This window comes from Streptomyces cinerochromogenes, assembly GCF_014648635.1.
GTDB classification, from domain to species: Bacteria; Actinomycetota; Actinomycetes; order Streptomycetales; family Streptomycetaceae; genus Streptomyces; species Streptomyces cinerochromogenes.
In genome coordinates this window covers 211713-225397 of record NZ_BMRM01000006.1, presented here as the reverse complement: position 1 = coordinate 225397, position 13685 = coordinate 211713, and the positions used below count along the sequence as shown (strand labels likewise).

General features: G+C 69.5%; 22 protein-coding genes. 3 read left to right on the top strand and 19 right to left on the bottom strand.

Going from position 1 to position 13685, the window contains the following annotated elements:
- Positions 1–5 precede the first annotated feature (5 nt).
- The 19 genes from rpsH to IEZ20_RS14130 form a co-directional block, all read right to left on the bottom strand.
- Positions 6–404 (bottom strand): 30S ribosomal protein S8, encoded by a 399-nt coding sequence (rpsH, locus tag IEZ20_RS14220; RefSeq protein WP_014674378.1) that lies wholly within the window; start codon positions 402–404, stop codon positions 6–8.
- A 241-nt stretch (positions 405–645) separates the two neighbouring features.
- Positions 646–831 carry a type Z 30S ribosomal protein S14 gene (locus tag IEZ20_RS14215; protein ID WP_003948630.1) on the bottom strand — a complete coding sequence of 62 codons (186 nt, stop codon included), beginning with the start codon at positions 829–831 and terminating at the stop codon, positions 646–648.
- A gap of 5 nt (positions 832–836) precedes the next feature.
- Complete coding sequence (rplE, locus tag IEZ20_RS14210; RefSeq protein WP_014674377.1) at positions 837–1394, bottom strand: 50S ribosomal protein L5; 558 nt, start codon at positions 1392–1394, stop codon at positions 837–839.
- Positions 1394–1717, bottom strand: coding sequence for a 50S ribosomal protein L24 (rplX, locus tag IEZ20_RS14205; RefSeq protein ID WP_030345434.1), 324 nt, complete (start codon positions 1715–1717; stop codon positions 1394–1396). Before rplX ends, rplE begins: the two co-directional genes overlap by 1 nt.
- A gap of 2 nt (positions 1718–1719) precedes the next feature.
- Complete coding sequence (gene rplN / locus IEZ20_RS14200; protein WP_003998823.1) at positions 1720–2088, bottom strand: 50S ribosomal protein L14; 369 nt, start codon at positions 2086–2088, stop codon at positions 1720–1722.
- Between the two features lie 100 nt (positions 2089–2188).
- A complete protein-coding gene (gene rpsQ / locus IEZ20_RS14195; RefSeq protein WP_014674375.1) occupies positions 2189–2473 on the bottom strand; it encodes a 30S ribosomal protein S17 in 285 nt (94 codons plus the stop codon).
- Positions 2473–2697, bottom strand: coding sequence for a 50S ribosomal protein L29 (rpmC, locus tag IEZ20_RS14190; protein ID WP_003974259.1), 225 nt, complete (start codon positions 2695–2697; stop codon positions 2473–2475). The genes rpsQ and rpmC overlap by 1 nt, the downstream gene beginning before the upstream one ends.
- Positions 2697–3116 carry a 50S ribosomal protein L16 gene (rplP, locus tag IEZ20_RS14185; protein WP_009190136.1) on the bottom strand — a complete coding sequence of 140 codons (420 nt, stop codon included), beginning with the start codon at positions 3114–3116 and terminating at the stop codon, positions 2697–2699. Before rplP ends, rpmC begins: the two co-directional genes overlap by 1 nt.
- Before the next feature lie 5 nt (positions 3117–3121).
- Positions 3122–3952: a 30S ribosomal protein S3 gene (gene rpsC / locus IEZ20_RS14180; RefSeq protein WP_189298179.1), complete on the bottom strand. Its 831-nt coding sequence runs from the start codon at positions 3950–3952 to the stop codon at positions 3122–3124.
- Positions 3952–4299: a 50S ribosomal protein L22 gene (rplV, locus tag IEZ20_RS14175; protein ID WP_030778516.1), complete on the bottom strand. Its 348-nt coding sequence runs from the start codon at positions 4297–4299 to the stop codon at positions 3952–3954. The genes rpsC and rplV overlap by 1 nt, the downstream gene beginning before the upstream one ends.
- 43 nt (positions 4300–4342) lie before the next feature.
- The gene (gene rpsS, locus IEZ20_RS14170) at positions 4343–4624 is read right to left on the bottom strand and encodes a 30S ribosomal protein S19 (RefSeq protein ID WP_030641188.1); all 282 of its coding nucleotides are present in this window, start codon (positions 4622–4624) and stop codon (positions 4343–4345) included.
- A gap of 12 nt (positions 4625–4636) precedes the next feature.
- Positions 4637–5473, bottom strand: a complete 837-nt coding sequence (gene rplB, locus IEZ20_RS14165) for a 50S ribosomal protein L2 (RefSeq protein ID WP_030601203.1) — start codon at positions 5471–5473, stop codon at positions 4637–4639.
- Positions 5474–5511: 38 nt separating this feature from the next.
- Positions 5512–5931, bottom strand: coding sequence for a 50S ribosomal protein L23 (rplW, locus tag IEZ20_RS14160; RefSeq protein ID WP_189298177.1), 420 nt, complete (start codon positions 5929–5931; stop codon positions 5512–5514).
- Positions 5931–6584, bottom strand: a complete 654-nt coding sequence (gene rplD, locus IEZ20_RS14155; protein ID WP_189298175.1) for a 50S ribosomal protein L4 — start codon at positions 6582–6584, stop codon at positions 5931–5933. The genes rplW and rplD overlap by 1 nt, the downstream gene beginning before the upstream one ends.
- Before the next feature lie 8 nt (positions 6585–6592).
- Positions 6593–7237 carry a 50S ribosomal protein L3 gene (gene rplC / locus IEZ20_RS14150; protein WP_059252066.1) on the bottom strand — a complete coding sequence of 215 codons (645 nt, stop codon included), beginning with the start codon at positions 7235–7237 and terminating at the stop codon, positions 6593–6595.
- 16 nt (positions 7238–7253) lie between these two features.
- Entirely contained in the window at positions 7254–7562 is a 309-nt protein-coding gene (gene rpsJ, locus IEZ20_RS14145) for a 30S ribosomal protein S10 (protein ID WP_003948644.1), read from the bottom strand.
- A 450-nt stretch (positions 7563–8012) separates the two neighbouring features.
- A complete protein-coding gene (locus tag IEZ20_RS14140) occupies positions 8013–8576 on the bottom strand; it encodes a hypothetical protein (RefSeq protein WP_189298173.1) in 564 nt (187 codons plus the stop codon).
- A 240-nt stretch (positions 8577–8816) separates the two neighbouring features.
- Positions 8817–9071: a DUF397 domain-containing protein gene (locus IEZ20_RS14135; RefSeq protein ID WP_189298172.1), complete on the bottom strand. Its 255-nt coding sequence runs from the start codon at positions 9069–9071 to the stop codon at positions 8817–8819.
- The gene (locus tag IEZ20_RS14130; protein ID WP_189298170.1) at positions 9068–9913 is read right to left on the bottom strand and encodes a helix-turn-helix domain-containing protein; all 846 of its coding nucleotides are present in this window, start codon (positions 9911–9913) and stop codon (positions 9068–9070) included. Before IEZ20_RS14130 ends, IEZ20_RS14135 begins: the two co-directional genes overlap by 4 nt.
- Positions 9914–10052: 139 nt before the next feature.
- On the opposite strand from IEZ20_RS14130, the gene IEZ20_RS14125 reads away from it, so the two are divergent.
- From IEZ20_RS14125 to IEZ20_RS14115, 3 genes are read left to right on the top strand one after another with little or no spacing between them, the layout of a single operon-like run.
- Positions 10053–10508, top strand: a complete 456-nt coding sequence (locus IEZ20_RS14125) for an ATP-binding protein (protein WP_189298168.1) — start codon at positions 10053–10055, stop codon at positions 10506–10508.
- A 39-nt stretch (positions 10509–10547) separates the two neighbouring features.
- Positions 10548–11468 carry a protein kinase family protein gene (locus tag IEZ20_RS14120; protein ID WP_189298165.1) on the top strand — a complete coding sequence of 307 codons (921 nt, stop codon included), beginning with the start codon at positions 10548–10550 and terminating at the stop codon, positions 11466–11468.
- A complete protein-coding gene (locus IEZ20_RS14115) occupies positions 11468–13669 on the top strand; it encodes a serine/threonine-protein kinase (RefSeq protein ID WP_189298164.1) in 2202 nt (733 codons plus the stop codon). Before IEZ20_RS14120 ends, IEZ20_RS14115 begins: the two co-directional genes overlap by 1 nt.
- Positions 13670–13685: the final 16 nt, after the last annotated feature.

Here is a 13685-nt window from a genome sequence, read left to right as displayed (position 1 = left end):
TTCTGCTACCAGACGTAGGCGAGGACTTCCCCACCCACGCCCTTCTTGCCGGCCTGCTTGTCGGTGAGGAGCCCGTGCGACGTGGAGATGATCGCCACGCCGAGGCCGCCGAGCACCTTCGGCAGGTTGGTGGACTTCGCGTACACCCGGAGACCGGGCTTGGAGATCCGCTTGATGCCCGCGATGGAGCGCTCACGGTTGGGGCCGAACTTCAGCTCCAGGACGAGGTTCTTGCCGACCTCGGCGTCCTCGACCTTCCAGCCCGTGATGAAGCCCTCCTGCTGGAGGATCTCCGCGATGTGCGACTTGATCTTGGAGTGCGGCATCGACACCGAGTCGTGGTACGCCGAGTTCGCGTTCCGCAGACGCGTCAGCATGTCTGCGATCGGATCAGTCATGGTCATGAATTGGCCTGTGGCCTTTCTCGCCGGGGTTTCCTATATGCGCCATCCCTCTCCCCGTACTTGTTCAGACGGGACGGGTGCGGTGCGGGGACCTACGGCGTAGTAAGCAATCATTCAGCGGACGTCGTCCGCGGGCGTTCAGGGCGGCAGAGCCCAACCCCACAAGCCTACGGCATGAGGGTCTCGGGCCCTGCCGACCCGGTTGCTTACCGAGAGGTCCAGGAATCCCTAAAAGTCGGGATTACCAGGAGCTCTTGGTCACGCCCGGCAGCTCGCCACGGTGAGCCATCTCACGAAGGCACACGCGGCAGAGACCGAACTTGCGGTACACGGAGTGGGGACGACCGCAGCGCTGGCAGCGGGTGTAGCCACGCACACCGAACTTGGGCTTGCGAGCAGCCTTCGCGATGAGAGCCTTCTTCGCCATCTCGCTCACGCCTCCTTGAACGGGAAGCCGAGGTGACGGAGAAGGGCACGGCCCTCTTCGTCGTTGGTCGCCGTGGTGACCACGGTGATGTCCATACCCCGGACACGGTCGATCTTGTCCTGGTCGATCTCGTGGAACATGACCTGCTCCGTGAGACCGAAGGTGTAGTTGCCACGGCCGTCGAACTGCTTGGGGGACAGACCACGGAAGTCGCGGATGCGCGGGAGCGCGAGCGACAGGGTGCGGTCCAGGAACTCCCACATGCGGTCGCCACGGAGCGTGACGTGGGCACCGATCGGCTGGCCCTCACGCAGCTTGAACTGCGCGATGGACTTGCGGGCCTTGGTGACGGCCGGCTTCTGACCGGTGATGGTGGTCAGGTCGCGGATCGCGCCCTCGATCAGCTTCGAGTCACGGGCGGCGTCGCCGACACCCATGTTGACCACGATCTTGACGAGGCCGGGAACCTGCATGACGTTCTCGTACTTGAACTCGTCACGCAGCTTGCCCGCGATCTCCTCGCGGTACTTCGTCTTCAGACGCGGAGTGGTGGTGGTAGCCATCAGATGTCCTCACCCGTCCGCTTGGCAACGCGGATCTTGTTGCCCTCTTCGTCGAAGCGGTAACCGACGCGAGTGACGACCTTCTGGCCGTCCTTCTCCACGACCAGCTGGACGTTGGACACGTGGATCGGGGCCTCGGTGGTCACGATGCCGCCGGCCTGGGAACCGCTGGCGGTCGGGCCGGCCTTGGTGTGCTTCTTGACCCGGTTGACACCCTCGACCAGGACACGGTCCTCGCGGGGGTAGGCCGCGATGACCTTGCCCTGCTTGCCCTTGTCCTTGCCGGTGATGACCTGGACCAGGTCGCCCTTCTTGATCTTCATGCTTACAGCACCTCCGGCGCGAGCGAGATGATCTTCATGAACTTCTTCTCGCGCAGCTCACGGCCGACCGGGCCGAAGATGCGGGTGCCGCGAGGGTCGCCGTCGTTCTTCAGAATGACGGCGGCGTTCTCGTCGAAGCGGATGTACGAGCCGTCCGGACGGCGGCGCTCCTTGACGGTGCGAACGATGACCGCCTTGACGACGTCACCCTTCTTCACGTTGCCACCGGGGATCGCGTCCTTGACGGTGGCGACGATGACGTCACCGATGCCCGCGTAGCGGCGACCGGAGCCACCGAGCACACGGATGCAAAGGATCTCCTTCGCACCAGTGTTGTCGGCGACACGCAGTCGCGACTCCTGCTGGATCACGTCTATCTCCTGAATGTCTGCCGGTTCCCCGGGGGCCGCTCAGCGAGCGGTCCCCCGGAGCCTGGCGGAACTGTCCTGCGAGGGGCGCCCCGCAGGAGAATTACTTGGCCTTCTCGAGGATCTCGACGACGCGCCAGCGCTTCGTCGCGGACAGCGGCCGGGTCTCCATGAGGAGGACGCGGTCGCCGACGCCCGCAGCGTTCTGCTCGTCGTGGGCCTTGAGCTTGTTCGTACGGCGGATGACCTTGCCGTACAGCGCGTGCTTGACACGGTCCTCGACGGCGACGACGACGGTCTTGTCCATCTTGTCGCTGACGACCAGACCCTCACGGGTCTTGCGGAATCCGCGTGCCTCGGTGTTCTCAGTCACGTTGCTCTCGCTCATCAGGCGCTCTCCACCGTCTCGATGCCCAGCTCGCGCTCACGCATCAGGGTGTAGATCCGCGCGATGTCCTTACGGACGGCCTTCAGCCGACCGTGGTTCTCGAGCTGACCCGTCGCCGCCTGGAAGCGGAGGTTGAACAGCTCTTCCTTGGCCTCGCGGAGCTTCGCCAGAAGCTCCTCGTTGCCCAGCTCGCGCAGCTCGGACGCCTTGGTACCGGCCGACATCACGCTTCACCTGCCTCGCGCTTGACGATCCGGCACTTCATCGGCAGCTTGTGGGCCGCACGAGTCAGCGCCTCACGGGCGATCTTCTCGTTGGGGTACGACAGCTCGAACATCACACGTCCGGGCTTGACGTTCGCGATCCACCACTCCGGAGAACCCTTACCGGAACCCATGCGGGTCTCGGCCGGCTTCTTGGTGAGGGGACGGTCCGGGTAGATGTTGATCCAGACCTTGCCGCCACGCTTGATGTGACGGGTCATCGCGATACGGGCCGCCTCGATCTGGCGGTTCGTGACGTAGGCCGGGGTCAGCGCCTGGATGCCGTACTCGCCGAACGCAACCTGCGTCCCACCCTTGGACATACCGTTGCGCTTCGGGTGGTGCTGCTTGCGGTGCTTGACCCTACGGGGGATCAGCATTTCGGTCAGGCCTCCGTTCCGGTGCTCTCAGCCGGAGCGGCGGCGGCGGGGGCCTCGGCCTTGGGGGCCTCGGCGCCGGCAGCCTGCTGCGGCTTACGACCGCGCCCGCCGCGCTCGCCACCACGGCCACCACGGGCCGGGCGGTCGACGCCACCACGGGCCGGGCGGTTACCCGCACGGGCCGCAGCGTTCTCGGCGCGGACCTCGGCGATGTTCTTGACGTCGCCCTTGTAGATCCAGACCTTCACACCGATGCGGCCGAAGGTCGTCTTGGCCTCGAAGAAGCCGTAGTCCACGTTCGCGCGGAGCGTGTGCAGGGGCACGCGGCCCTCGCGGTAGAACTCCGAGCGGGACATCTCGGCGCCACCGAGGCGGCCGCCGCACTGGATCTTGATGCCCTTGGCCCCGGCCTTCATCGCCGACTGCATGCTCTTACGCATGGCGCGACGGAAGGAGACGCGGGAGGAGAGCTGCTCGGCGACGGCCTGGGCAACCAGCTGAGCGTCCGTCTCGGGGTTCTTGACCTCGAGGATGTTCAGCTGGACCTGCTTGCCCGTGAGCTTCTCGAGGTCACCGCGGATGCGGTCGGCCTCGGCGCCACGGCGGCCGATCACGATGCCCGGACGCGCGGTGTGGATGTCCACACGCACACGGTCACGGGTGCGCTCGATCTCGACCTTGGAGATGCCGGCGCGCTCCATGCCGGACGTCATCATCCGACGGATGGCGACGTCTTCCTTGACGTAGTCCTTGTACAGCTTGTCGGCGTACCAACGCGACTTGAAGTCGGTCGTGACACCGAGCCGGAACCCGTGCGGGTTTACCTTCTGGCCCATTACCGGGTTCCTTCCTTGCTGCTGACGACCACGGTGATGTGGCTGGTCCGCTTGCGGATCCGGTAGGCACGGCCCTGGGCACGCGGACGGAACCGCTTCAGGGTCGGGCCCTCGTCGACGTAGGCCTCGGAAACGAAGAGGCTGTCGACATCGGTGTGGTCGTAGTTGTGCGCGGCGTTGGCGATGGCGCTGTCCAGCACCTTGCCCACCGGCACCGAGGCGGCCTGCGGAGCGAATCGCAGGACGGCCTGGGCCTCCGTGGCGTCCATGCCACGGATGAGGTCCACCACGCGGCGGGCCTTCATGGGCGTGACGCGGATGTACCGCGCCTGGGCCCTGGCTTCCATGGTTGTCCCTTCAGTTACTTACGTGTCTGAATGCGATCCGCTACTAGCGGCGCTTCGACTTCCGGTCTTCCTTGACGTGACCCCGGAAGGTGCGCGTCGGCGAGAACTCGCCGAGCTTGTGGCCGACCATCGACTCGGTGACGAACACCGGGATGTGGGTCTTGCCGTTGTGCACCGCGATCGTGTGGCCGAGCATGGCCGGGACGATCATCGAGCGACGGGACCAGGTCTTGATGACGTTCTTGGTGCCGGCTTCGTTCTGCGTGTCCACCTTCTTCATCAGGTGGTCGTCGACGAAGGGCCCCTTCTTCAAGCTACGAGGCATCTCAACCCGTCCTTAGCGCTTCTTGTTCGTCTTGCGGCGGCGGACGATGTACTTGTTCGACGCCTTCTTGGGCGAACGAGTACGGCCTTCCTTCTTGCCCCACGGGGACACAGGGTGGCGACCACCGGAGGTCCGGCCCTCACCACCACCGTGCGGGTGGTCAACCGGGTTCATGACCACACCACGGACGGTCGGGCGAACGCCCAGCCACCGCTTGCGGCCCGCCTTGCCCCAGTTGATGTTGCTCTGCTCGGCGTTGCCGACCTCGCCGACGGTGGCGCGGCAGCGCACGTCGACCAGGCGGATCTCACCGGACGGCATACGGAGGTGGGCGTAGGCGCCCTCCTTCGCGAGCAGCTGCACGGAGGCACCGGCGGAGCGGGCGAACTTGGCACCGCCACCGGGACGGAGCTCGATCGCGTGGATCGTGGTACCGACCGGGATGTTGCGGAGGGCCAGGTTGTTGCCCGGCTTGATGTCGGCCCCGGGACCGTTCTCCACGGTGTCGCCCTGCTGCAGGTTGCGCGGGGCGAGGATGTAGCGCTTCTCGCCGTCGGCGTAGTGCAGCAGCGCGATGCGCGCGGTGCGGTTGGGGTCGTACTCGATGTGCGCGACCTTCGCCGGCACGCCGTCCTTGTCGTGACGACGGAAGTCGATCACACGGTAGGCGCGCTTGTGTCCGCCACCCTGGTGGCGAACGGTCACACGACCGGCGTTGTTACGGCCGCCCTTGCTGTGCAGGGGACGGACCAGCGACTTCTCCGGCGTGGACCGCGTGACCTCGACGAAGTCGGCAACGCTGGCGCCACGACGGCCCGGCGTAGTCGGCTTGTACTTGCGGATTCCCATTTCTCAGTCCTCGTCCGATATCGGACGATCCGACCCGCTTACGCGGTCGGACCGCCGAAGATGTCGATACGGTCGCCCTCGGCGAGGGTCACGATCGCGCGCTTGGTCGCCGCGCGCTGGCCGAAGCCGGTGCGGGTCCGCTTGCGCTTGCCCTGGCGGTTGATCGTGTTGACCCCGGTGACCTTGACGTCGAAGACCGCCTGGACGGCCTGCTTGATCTGGGTCTTGTTGGCGTTCGGGTCGACGATGAACGTGTACTTGTTCTCGTCGAGGAGCGCGTAGCTCTTCTCGGAGACGACCGGCTTCAGCAGGACGTCACGGGGGTCCGTGTACGACTTGCTCAGCGGGGTCTCGACGGTGTTCTTGCCCTCGGCGGCGTGGCGACGCGCCTTGGCGACGCGCGCGGCCTTGGCGGCCTTGGCGGCCTTCGAGGCGATAGCGGGGTGACGGATGGCCATCAGACCTCGCTCCCTTCAGTGTCGTTGGCCTTCGGGCCGGCGACGAAGGACTCGAAAGCGGCCTGGGTGAAGACCACGTCGTCCGAGACGAGAACGTCGTACGTGTTCAGCTGGCCCGGCTCCAGGATGTGGACCTGGGGCAGGTTGCGGGCGGACAGCCACGCGGCCTCGTCGGCGCGGTCGACGATCAGGAGCAGGTTCTTGCGCTCCGAGATCTTGCCGAACAGCGACTTGGCGGCCTTGGTGCTGGGGGTCTCGCCCTCGACCACGCCGGAGACGACGTGGATGCGGTTGTGACGCGCCCGGTCGGTGAGGGCACCGCGCAGGGCGGCGGCCTTCATCTTCTTCGGGGTGCGCTGCGAGTAGTCACGCGGCACGGGACCGTGCACGACGCCACCACCGGCGAACTGCGGCGCGCGGGTCGAACCCTGACGGGCGCGACCGGTGCCCTTCTGGCGGTACGGCTTCTTGCCACCACCACGGACTTCGCCACGGGTCTTGGTCTTGTGCGTGCCCTGACGGGCAGCGGCCAGCTGCGCGACGACGACCTGGTGGATCAGCGGAACGCTGACCTTGGCGTCGAAGATCTCCGCGGGGAGCTCGACGGAACCGGCCTTCTCGCCAGCCGGCGAAAGGATGTCAACAGTGCTCATCGGTTACCTCAGGCCCCCTTGGCCGCGGTGCGGACCAGGACGAGGCCGCCGTTCGGACCGGGAACCGCGCCCTTGATGAGCAGCAGACCCTTCTCCGCGTCAACGGCGTGGACGGTCAGGTTCTGGGTGGTGACCCGCTCGTTGCCCATGCGACCCGCCATGCGGAGGCCCTTGAACACGCGGCCCGGGGTGGCGCAGCCACCGATGGAACCGGGGGAGCGGTGCTTGCGCTGGGTGCCGTGTCCGGCGCCGAGGCCACGGAAGTTGTGGCGCTTCATGACACCGGCGAAGCCCTTGCCCTTGCTCTTGCCGGTCACGTCGACCTTCACGCCGGCCTCGAACACCGCAGCGGTGATCTCCTGGCCGAGCGTGTACTCGGAGGCGTCCGCGGTGCGGATCTCGACGAGGTGGCGACGGGGGGTGACGTCGGCCTTGGCGAAGTGGCCCTTGAGGGGCTTGTTCACCTTGCGCGGGTCGATCTCGCCGAAGGCGATCTGAACGGACTCGTAGCCGTCGACGTCGTTGGTACGGACCTGGGTGACGACGTTGGGGCCGGCCTTGACGACGGTGACCGGAACAACACGGTTGTTCTCGTCCCACACCTGCGTCATGCCGAGCTTCTCGCCCAGGATGCCCTTGATCTGCTTAGCCATTCTCAGCCCACCAGCCTCAGAGCTTGATCTCGATGTCGACACCGGCCGGGAGGTCGAGTCGCATCAGAGAGTCAACGGTCTTGGGGGTCGGGTCGAGGATGTCGATCAGGCGCTTGTGCGTGCGCATCTCGAAGTGCTCGCGCGAGTCCTTGTACTTGTGCGGCGACTTGATGACGCAGTACACGTTCTTCTCAGTGGGCAGCGGCACCGGGCCCGCGACCGACGCACCAGTGCGGGTCACCGTCTCGACGATCTTCTTCGCCGAGGAGTCGATGACCTCGTGGTCGTAGGCCTTGAGCCGGATGCGGATCTTCTGTCCCGCCATGGCTACTCAGTAGTCCTGTCTCTTCTTACGCTCTGGAACCCGGCGGATTCCGTCTGCTGCCTTCGTTCGTCCGACCCACGCGGTCGGGCGTGTCGCGCTCCCGCTGACATGGATGTCCCTTGTTCGAACATCCCTGCAGGAATGCACACGGCCCTTCCGGAACCGCAGGCCGGAGGCGGAAGGCCCACCGGGTGCCTGGCCGGTGCCGCGCCCACGCTTCCCGGAAGATTCCCGTACGTCCGCCCCAGTGCTGCCCGAAGGCAGTTAGGACGACGAGTACTGTGGGACTCGCTTCCGGTCCTCCCGGCGGGAGGCGCGCAGCATCAACACTCGACCGAGCAACTCGGACAGTCTGCCATATGGGGCAGGCCATCCGCCAATCGAGCCGAAGAGATTACCCCGAAGGTGATGTAGGTCAAACAGGTGCGGCGGTCACGGCCGGCGCGGCGGTCACGTCGGATCCATGATCCGTACGTCGCCGCAGCCGCGCTGCTCCGCCTCGTGCCCGGCGAAGGCCTTCAGTGCGGACCGGGCGAACGCGGCGGAGTAGTGCGCCACCGGTTCGCTGCGGGTGTCGGGGTCGTAGAGACGGTAGAGCGCGAAGACCGCTTCGTGGCCGGCCCGGGGGCAGGGGGCGGTCGCCACCACGGAGTCGTGGTCGGGGCCGCCGAAGCCGGTCGACTCGAAGTCCTTGGCGGCGACGCCGTAGTACGCGTACAGCCCGTAGCCGGGCTTCCCCGCGCCGGTCACCAGGTAGCAGTTGGTCTGCGGGGCGTCCGGGTCCGCCGGGTACTCCATGATCCCGGATGTGCCGCTCCCCGCGACGGAGATGTCACGCAGCGCCACGCAGGACCCCTGCGCCCGCGCGAGCGGCTTCGCCGTGCCGGGCTTGCCGAGGCGGGCCGTGGACACCCGGCCGAGCCCGGTGACCGCGGTCCCGCCGGAGGCGCCGTAGAGGTCACCGTAGGCGACCAGCTCCCTGCCCTTCGGCTTCGCGCAGTGGAGCGTGACCATGATCTGCCAGGTGCCGTCGTAGCGGACGACGCCGGACCAGCGCGACCAGGCTGCCCGAGGGGGCTGCGTCGGTGCTCCAGCGCAGGGTGATCCGCACGGCGCGTCCGGACCCGGGGGACGTCTCGGCCTTCAGGTCCGAGGAGCCCAGCGCCGAGGCCAGCCCGTCCTGCGCCAGCGTGCCGTCGCAGGCCTTGTCCAGCGAGCGGGCGTCGCGCCAGGAGTCGTACGCCCCGGAGCCGTCTAGGCGTTCCGTGAGGCGTACGTGAGGAATGCGGCCCAGGTGGCGGGAGTGACGGCGAGGCGGGGCCCCTCGGTGTTCTTGGAGTCGCGGATGTGGATGGTGGTGGGGGTGGGGGCGACTTCGAGGCAGTCGTTGCCGTTGCTACTGCTGCTGTAGCTGCTCTTGAACCAGTGGAGCGCGACTTCGAGGCAGTCGTTGCCGTTGCTGCTGTCGCTGTGGCCGCTCTTGAACCAGTGGAGTTCCGGGGTGCTCATAGTTCTCCCAGCGCTTGCTCGATGAAGACCAGAGACTCCTCTGGCGTGAGCGCCTGAGCCCGGATGATGCCATAGCGCAGATCAAGAACACGGAGCTGCCTCGGGTTCGAGACCGGGCGACCAGAGAAGTCACCGTCGGTACGGCCAACTCCCGTCCCGTCCACGAATTTCAGCACTTCGATCAGCCCACCCGTTCCAGGGTGGTTCGCGCGCGTGGTCGGCATGACTTGAAGCTCCACGAACGGCAACCGGGCCACCTCCAGCATGTGTTCGAGCTGACGGCGCAGCACCATTGTGTCCCCGACCGGGCGCCGCAGCGTCACCTCTTCCTGGACGAAGCTGAACTCCGGTGCGGGCGAGCGGTCGAAGACGGACTTCCGTGCCATGCGCCCGGCCAGCATGCGCTCCAGCTGATCCGGTGAGTAGGCCGGACGCCAGGTGCGCAGCAGCGCTCGCGCGTACTCCTCCGTCTGCAACAGGCCGTGGATGTTGTGGTTGCTGTAAAGCAGCATCTCCACCGCCCGCCCCTCCATCTCCGCCAGCTCCCGCACCTTCTTCGGATAGCGGGCCTTCTTCATGTCCTCCGTGAAGGCCCTCAGATGGCCCTGCGCCTTCAGGAACGTGTCCGCCCTGTCCAGCAGCTCCGGCCGGGGGATCCGCGCCCCGCGCTCGATCTTGCGGATCATGTCCTCGCCGTAGCCCATGGCCTCGCCCAGCTCGGGCACCGAGACCCCGGCCGCCTCCCGGCAGACCTTGAGCAGGCGCCCCACCGCCTGGACCACCGGCTCGATCTCGTCGCCGGGCTCGACGTCCCAGCCGGCCTCGTCCACTCCCTCACCCATCGCTCCTCCTCCGGCGCGCACTCCGTACCCGTACAACGCCCGGGACAGCCGAGACAGCCGAGACAAAGCCGGGACAGTCACCGTACGCACAGGCGCAGTCACTCCCTTCACGGAAGCAGATTCCGCCACGCTCAGTGACATGAATCAAGAAATGGCTGCCCCGGAAAACCAACTCGGCGGCACCATCCCCCACTTCAGCGTCCGCCTGTCCCCCACGCCACGCGGCGCCCGTCTCGCCCGGCTGCTCACCGAGCAGCAACTGCGCACGTGGGGGCTGCCGTTGGAGGCGCCGACGCAGATCGTCGCCGAACTCGCCGCCAACGCCGCCACCCACGGCCGCGTGCCCGGCCGCGACTTCCAGCTGCTGCTCTACGTCGTCGGCGGCGTCCTCCGCATCGAGGTCACCGACACGCGCGGTGACCGGCTGCCCCGGCTCACCACTCCGGCCGAGGACGGCGAATCGGGCCGCGGTCTGATGCTCGTGGCGGCGCTCGCCGACCGCTGGGGCGTCACCGAGGGGCGGCACCCGCGCAAGACCGTCTGGGCGGAGGTCGCTCTTCCCACACCCCGGAGCGGCCCCGACTCCCCCCGGTAAGATCTCTCCCCTGTGCCGACGACCGGGGGGAACGCGCGCATGAGGCGGCTGCGCCAGGACGACCCGCTGTGGGTCGGGCCGTACGCGGTCCTGGCCGGGGTGGACGACGAGGCCGAGCGGCACCGGACACCCGATCGCCGGTATGTCGCCCGGAGTGCCGACGGCCGGCGCACGGTCCTCGTGCAGGTGCCGCACCCCGGAGCCGACCCCGCCCGCTGGGCCGCCGAGGCCGAGGAGGCCCGGCGGCTGGCGCTACCCGGTCTCGCGCCCGTCGCGGAGGTGGACGGGGCTGCCGTACCGGTGTGGCACGCGGCGCCGTACACCCCCGTGCTGCCCCTGACCGCCGCCCTCGCCGCGCACGGCGGACCGCTGCCGGAGGCCGTGGTACGCGCCCTCGGCGCGGCCCTCGCCCGCACGCTGGCCACCGCCCACGCGCGGGGCGTGGCGCATGCCGGCGTCTCCCCCGCGGCCGTGCTGCTGGGCGTGGACGGACCGGTGCTGGCCTGCTTCGGCGCGGTGCGCGCCGCAGCTCCGGAGAGCGAGCAGCGGTTGGGGAAGCCCGGACTGGATCCCGGGTGCCTGGCGCCGGAGCAGGCGCAGGGCGGACGACCCCGGCCGCTCGGCGACGTGTACGCGCTCGGTGCCGTGCTGTCGTACGCGAGCACCGGGTACACCGTCCCGGAGCGCGAGGAGCTTCCCGCGTCGCTGCGTGAGCCGATCACCGCATGCCTGGCCCGTGACCCGGCCCGGCGGCCGTCGGCGGCCGATCTCGCGGCCGGCCTGTCGGCGCCCCTCCCGCTGCGGCCGCAGGCACTCCCGGACCCCCTCGCACCCGTACCCACCGTTCTCGACGGCCCCCCGTTCCCCCTCCCGGCCCGGATCGTCGCCGCCCTCGCCCGTCAGTCGGCCGGCGTCCTCGCGGCCCCGGTTCCCGCGCACGCCCAGGAGACGCGGCCCTGATGTTCTCGCCCCTCGCCCACGACGACCCCGCGCGGCTCGGCCCCTACCACCTGATCGCCCGCCTCGGCAGCGGCGGCATGGGCACGGTCTACCTCGGCCGTTCGGACACCGGACGCGTCGCCGCCCTCAAGACGATGCACGCCCGCATCGCCGCGGACCCCGTCTTCCGGACCCGGTTCCGGCTGGAGACGGACGCCGCCCGGGTCATCGGCGGCGAGCACGGCGCACGGGTCTTCGACGCCGACCTCGTCCACGAGACGCCCTGGCTGGCCACGGAGTACCTGATCGGGCCGCCCCTGGACGACGCCGTCCGGCTGAGCGGGCCGCTGCCGGAGCGGGCGGTCCGGGCCGTCGGCGCCCGCCTGTGCGCCGCGCTGGCCCAGCTGCACGACTCGGACGTCGTCCACCGGGACCTGAAGCCGTCCAACATCATGCTGACGGCCGACGGCCCCAAGGTCATCGACTTCGGCATCGCCCGGGCGCTCGGCGACGACCGCCTCACCCGGACCGGGGCCGCGGCGGGCACGCCCGCCTTCATGTCGCCCGAGCAGGCGGCGGGCGAGGAACACACCCCGGCCGGTGACGTGTTCGCCCTGGCCGGGGTGCTGGTCCACGCCGCGACGGGCAGGGGGCCGTTCGGCCTGGGACAGGCGGCGGACCTGCTGTACCGGGTGCGGTACGCCGAACCGGACCTGACCGGGGTCCCGGCCGGCCTCGCCGCCGTCCTGGGCCCGTGCTTCGCCAAGGACCCGCGGCAGCGACCCACGACCGGCGAACTGCGGGCCCGGCTGGGCGGCGCCGAACAGGACTTCGCGGACTGTCTGCCGGAGCCGGTGCTCGTGGACATCGCCCGGCGGGCCGCCGGCGTCTGGCGGGCCGAGCCGCACCGGCTGCCGCCCCCGGCCGGGCACGGCCTGCCCGGGACCGGGGCCGACGCCGCCCCGGCGGGCGTGTCCCGCCGCAGGCTGCTGTCCCTCGGCGCGGGTTCCGCCCTCGGTGTCGCCGCGGCCGGAGCGGGTGCCTGGGCCTGGCTCGGCCGCAGGGGCGGCGGCACTCCCGCGCGCCCGGCGCCGACCGGCCCGGCGCGGCCCGCGTGGGACCTGCGCTGGCAGGTGGTGGCCGAGTACACCGACCAGCCGCCGGTCCCGCCGGCCCCCCTGCTGCTCGACCGGCTGGTGGTCGTCGGGGAGTCGGTCGGCGTCAAGGGGCTGGAGCCGGCGTCGGGGAAGTCGCTGTGGGCCGATCCCGGCGTGTTGTTCGCCCACCTCACCGTCACCGACGGACGGCGGATCCACGCGCTCGACTACACCGCGCACGAGGCCGGTCCGCTGTCCGTCCGCCCCGTCGGCCTCGCCGACGGCAGACCCCAGGACCCCTCCCTGGAACTGGAGGACTTCAACGGCGGCCTGTACGGGACCCAGCTGCTGTGCGCCTCCGGCACCGCCGTCTACGCGGTCGGCGGCCGGGGCCCCCAGCCCTCCGCCCCGCCGCGCGGCAACGCCTTCCGCAAGGGCCAGAGCTGGCACCTGCTCGCCCTCGACCTGAACGCCCGCAAGAAGCTGTGGGACGTCCCCCTCCCGGCACGCCCTGACGGCAACGAGCGGTTCCACTTCCTGTCGGCCCGGGTGTCGGGCGAGCGCCTCGTCCTCGTCCAGCAGTCCGCCGAGGGCGCCACCCGGCTCGTCGTGCGGGACACCGGCACCGGACGGCAGCTGTGGAGCCGCCCGCTCGCCAGCGGACAGCCCGCCTTCAGCCGGGCCCACCTGGCCGTCGACGACCGGCATGTCTACCCGTCGGCGGGCGGGCTGCTCGCGCTCGCCCTGGACGACGGCGAGGTCGCCTGGCGCTACGGCAAGGGCTCCGCGGGAGCCGTCTACAGCCCGCCCGCCGTCCGCGACGGGGTGGTGTACGCGGTGGAGTCGGGACGCGGGGTCGTCGCGGTCGACGCCGGCAGCGGCGCACCGCGCTGGACGGAGAAGGGCGGCGGCGCGACCGCCGCCGACCTCGGCGCGCCGCCCGTCGTCGGTGCCGCCTACGTGTACCGCAGGGCGTCGTCGCACCTGACGGCCGTCGCGCTGGCCGACGGCGGCACGTCCCGCCCCGTCAAGGCCACCGCCGCGGCCCGCTACTTCGCCCACCCGGCCTCACGGCGCCTGATCGCCCTGGGCGACGGCTACGCCGCCGGTTATCCGCTCCTCTGAGATCCGAGGTCAGCAG

What these genes read in the sequence shown, in the direction of transcription:
- rplV (WP_030778516.1), bottom strand. Translation starts at nt 4,299, where the DNA reads ATGGAAGCCAGGGCCCAGGCGCGGTACATCCGCGTCACGCCCATGAAG.
- rpsC (WP_189298179.1), bottom strand. Translation starts at nt 3,952, where the DNA reads ATGGGCCAGAAGGTAAACCCGCACGGGTTCCGGCTCGGTGTCACGACC.
- rpmC (WP_003974259.1), bottom strand. Translation starts at nt 2,697, where the DNA reads ATGTCGGCCGGTACCAAGGCGTCCGAGCTGCGCGAGCTGGGCAACGAG.
- rplP (WP_009190136.1), bottom strand. Translation starts at nt 3,116, where the DNA reads ATGCTGATCCCCCGTAGGGTCAAGCACCGCAAGCAGCACCACCCGAAG.
- rplB (WP_030601203.1), bottom strand. Translation starts at nt 5,473, where the DNA reads ATGGGAATCCGCAAGTACAAGCCGACTACGCCGGGCCGTCGTGGCGCC.
- rplD (WP_189298175.1), bottom strand. Translation starts at nt 6,584, where the DNA reads ATGAGCACTGTTGACATCCTTTCGCCGGCTGGCGAGAAGGCCGGTTCC.
- IEZ20_RS14130 (WP_189298170.1), bottom strand. Translation starts at nt 9,913, where the DNA reads ATGGGTGAGGGAGTGGACGAGGCCGGCTGGGACGTCGAGCCCGGCGAC.
- IEZ20_RS14120 (WP_189298165.1), top strand. Translation starts at nt 10,548, where the DNA reads ATGAGGCGGCTGCGCCAGGACGACCCGCTGTGGGTCGGGCCGTACGCG.
- rplC (WP_059252066.1), bottom strand. Translation starts at nt 7,237, where the DNA reads ATGGCTAAGCAGATCAAGGGCATCCTGGGCGAGAAGCTCGGCATGACG.
- IEZ20_RS14215 (WP_003948630.1), bottom strand. Translation starts at nt 831, where the DNA reads ATGGCGAAGAAGGCTCTCATCGCGAAGGCTGCTCGCAAGCCCAAGTTC.
- rpsH (WP_014674378.1), bottom strand. Translation starts at nt 404, where the DNA reads ATGACCATGACTGATCCGATCGCAGACATGCTGACGCGTCTGCGGAAC.
- IEZ20_RS14135 (WP_189298172.1), bottom strand. Translation starts at nt 9,071, where the DNA reads ATGAGCACCCCGGAACTCCACTGGTTCAAGAGCGGCCACAGCGACAGC.
- rpsS (WP_030641188.1), bottom strand. Translation starts at nt 4,624, where the DNA reads ATGCCTCGTAGCTTGAAGAAGGGGCCCTTCGTCGACGACCACCTGATG.
- IEZ20_RS14140 (WP_189298173.1), bottom strand. Translation starts at nt 8,576, where the DNA reads ATGGTCACGCTCCACTGCGCGAAGCCGAAGGGCAGGGAGCTGGTCGCC.
- rplE (WP_014674377.1), bottom strand. Translation starts at nt 1,394, where the DNA reads ATGGCTACCACCACCACTCCGCGTCTGAAGACGAAGTACCGCGAGGAG.
- rpsJ (WP_003948644.1), bottom strand. Translation starts at nt 7,562, where the DNA reads ATGGCGGGACAGAAGATCCGCATCCGGCTCAAGGCCTACGACCACGAG.
- IEZ20_RS14125 (WP_189298168.1), top strand. Translation starts at nt 10,053, where the DNA reads ATGAATCAAGAAATGGCTGCCCCGGAAAACCAACTCGGCGGCACCATC.
- rplX (WP_030345434.1), bottom strand. Translation starts at nt 1,717, where the DNA reads ATGAAGATCAAGAAGGGCGACCTGGTCCAGGTCATCACCGGCAAGGAC.
- IEZ20_RS14115 (WP_189298164.1), top strand. Translation starts at nt 11,468, where the DNA reads ATGTTCTCGCCCCTCGCCCACGACGACCCCGCGCGGCTCGGCCCCTAC.
- rplW (WP_189298177.1), bottom strand. Translation starts at nt 5,931, where the DNA reads ATGGCCATCCGTCACCCCGCTATCGCCTCGAAGGCCGCCAAGGCCGCC.
- rpsQ (WP_014674375.1), bottom strand. Translation starts at nt 2,473, where the DNA reads ATGAGCGAGAGCAACGTGACTGAGAACACCGAGGCACGCGGATTCCGC.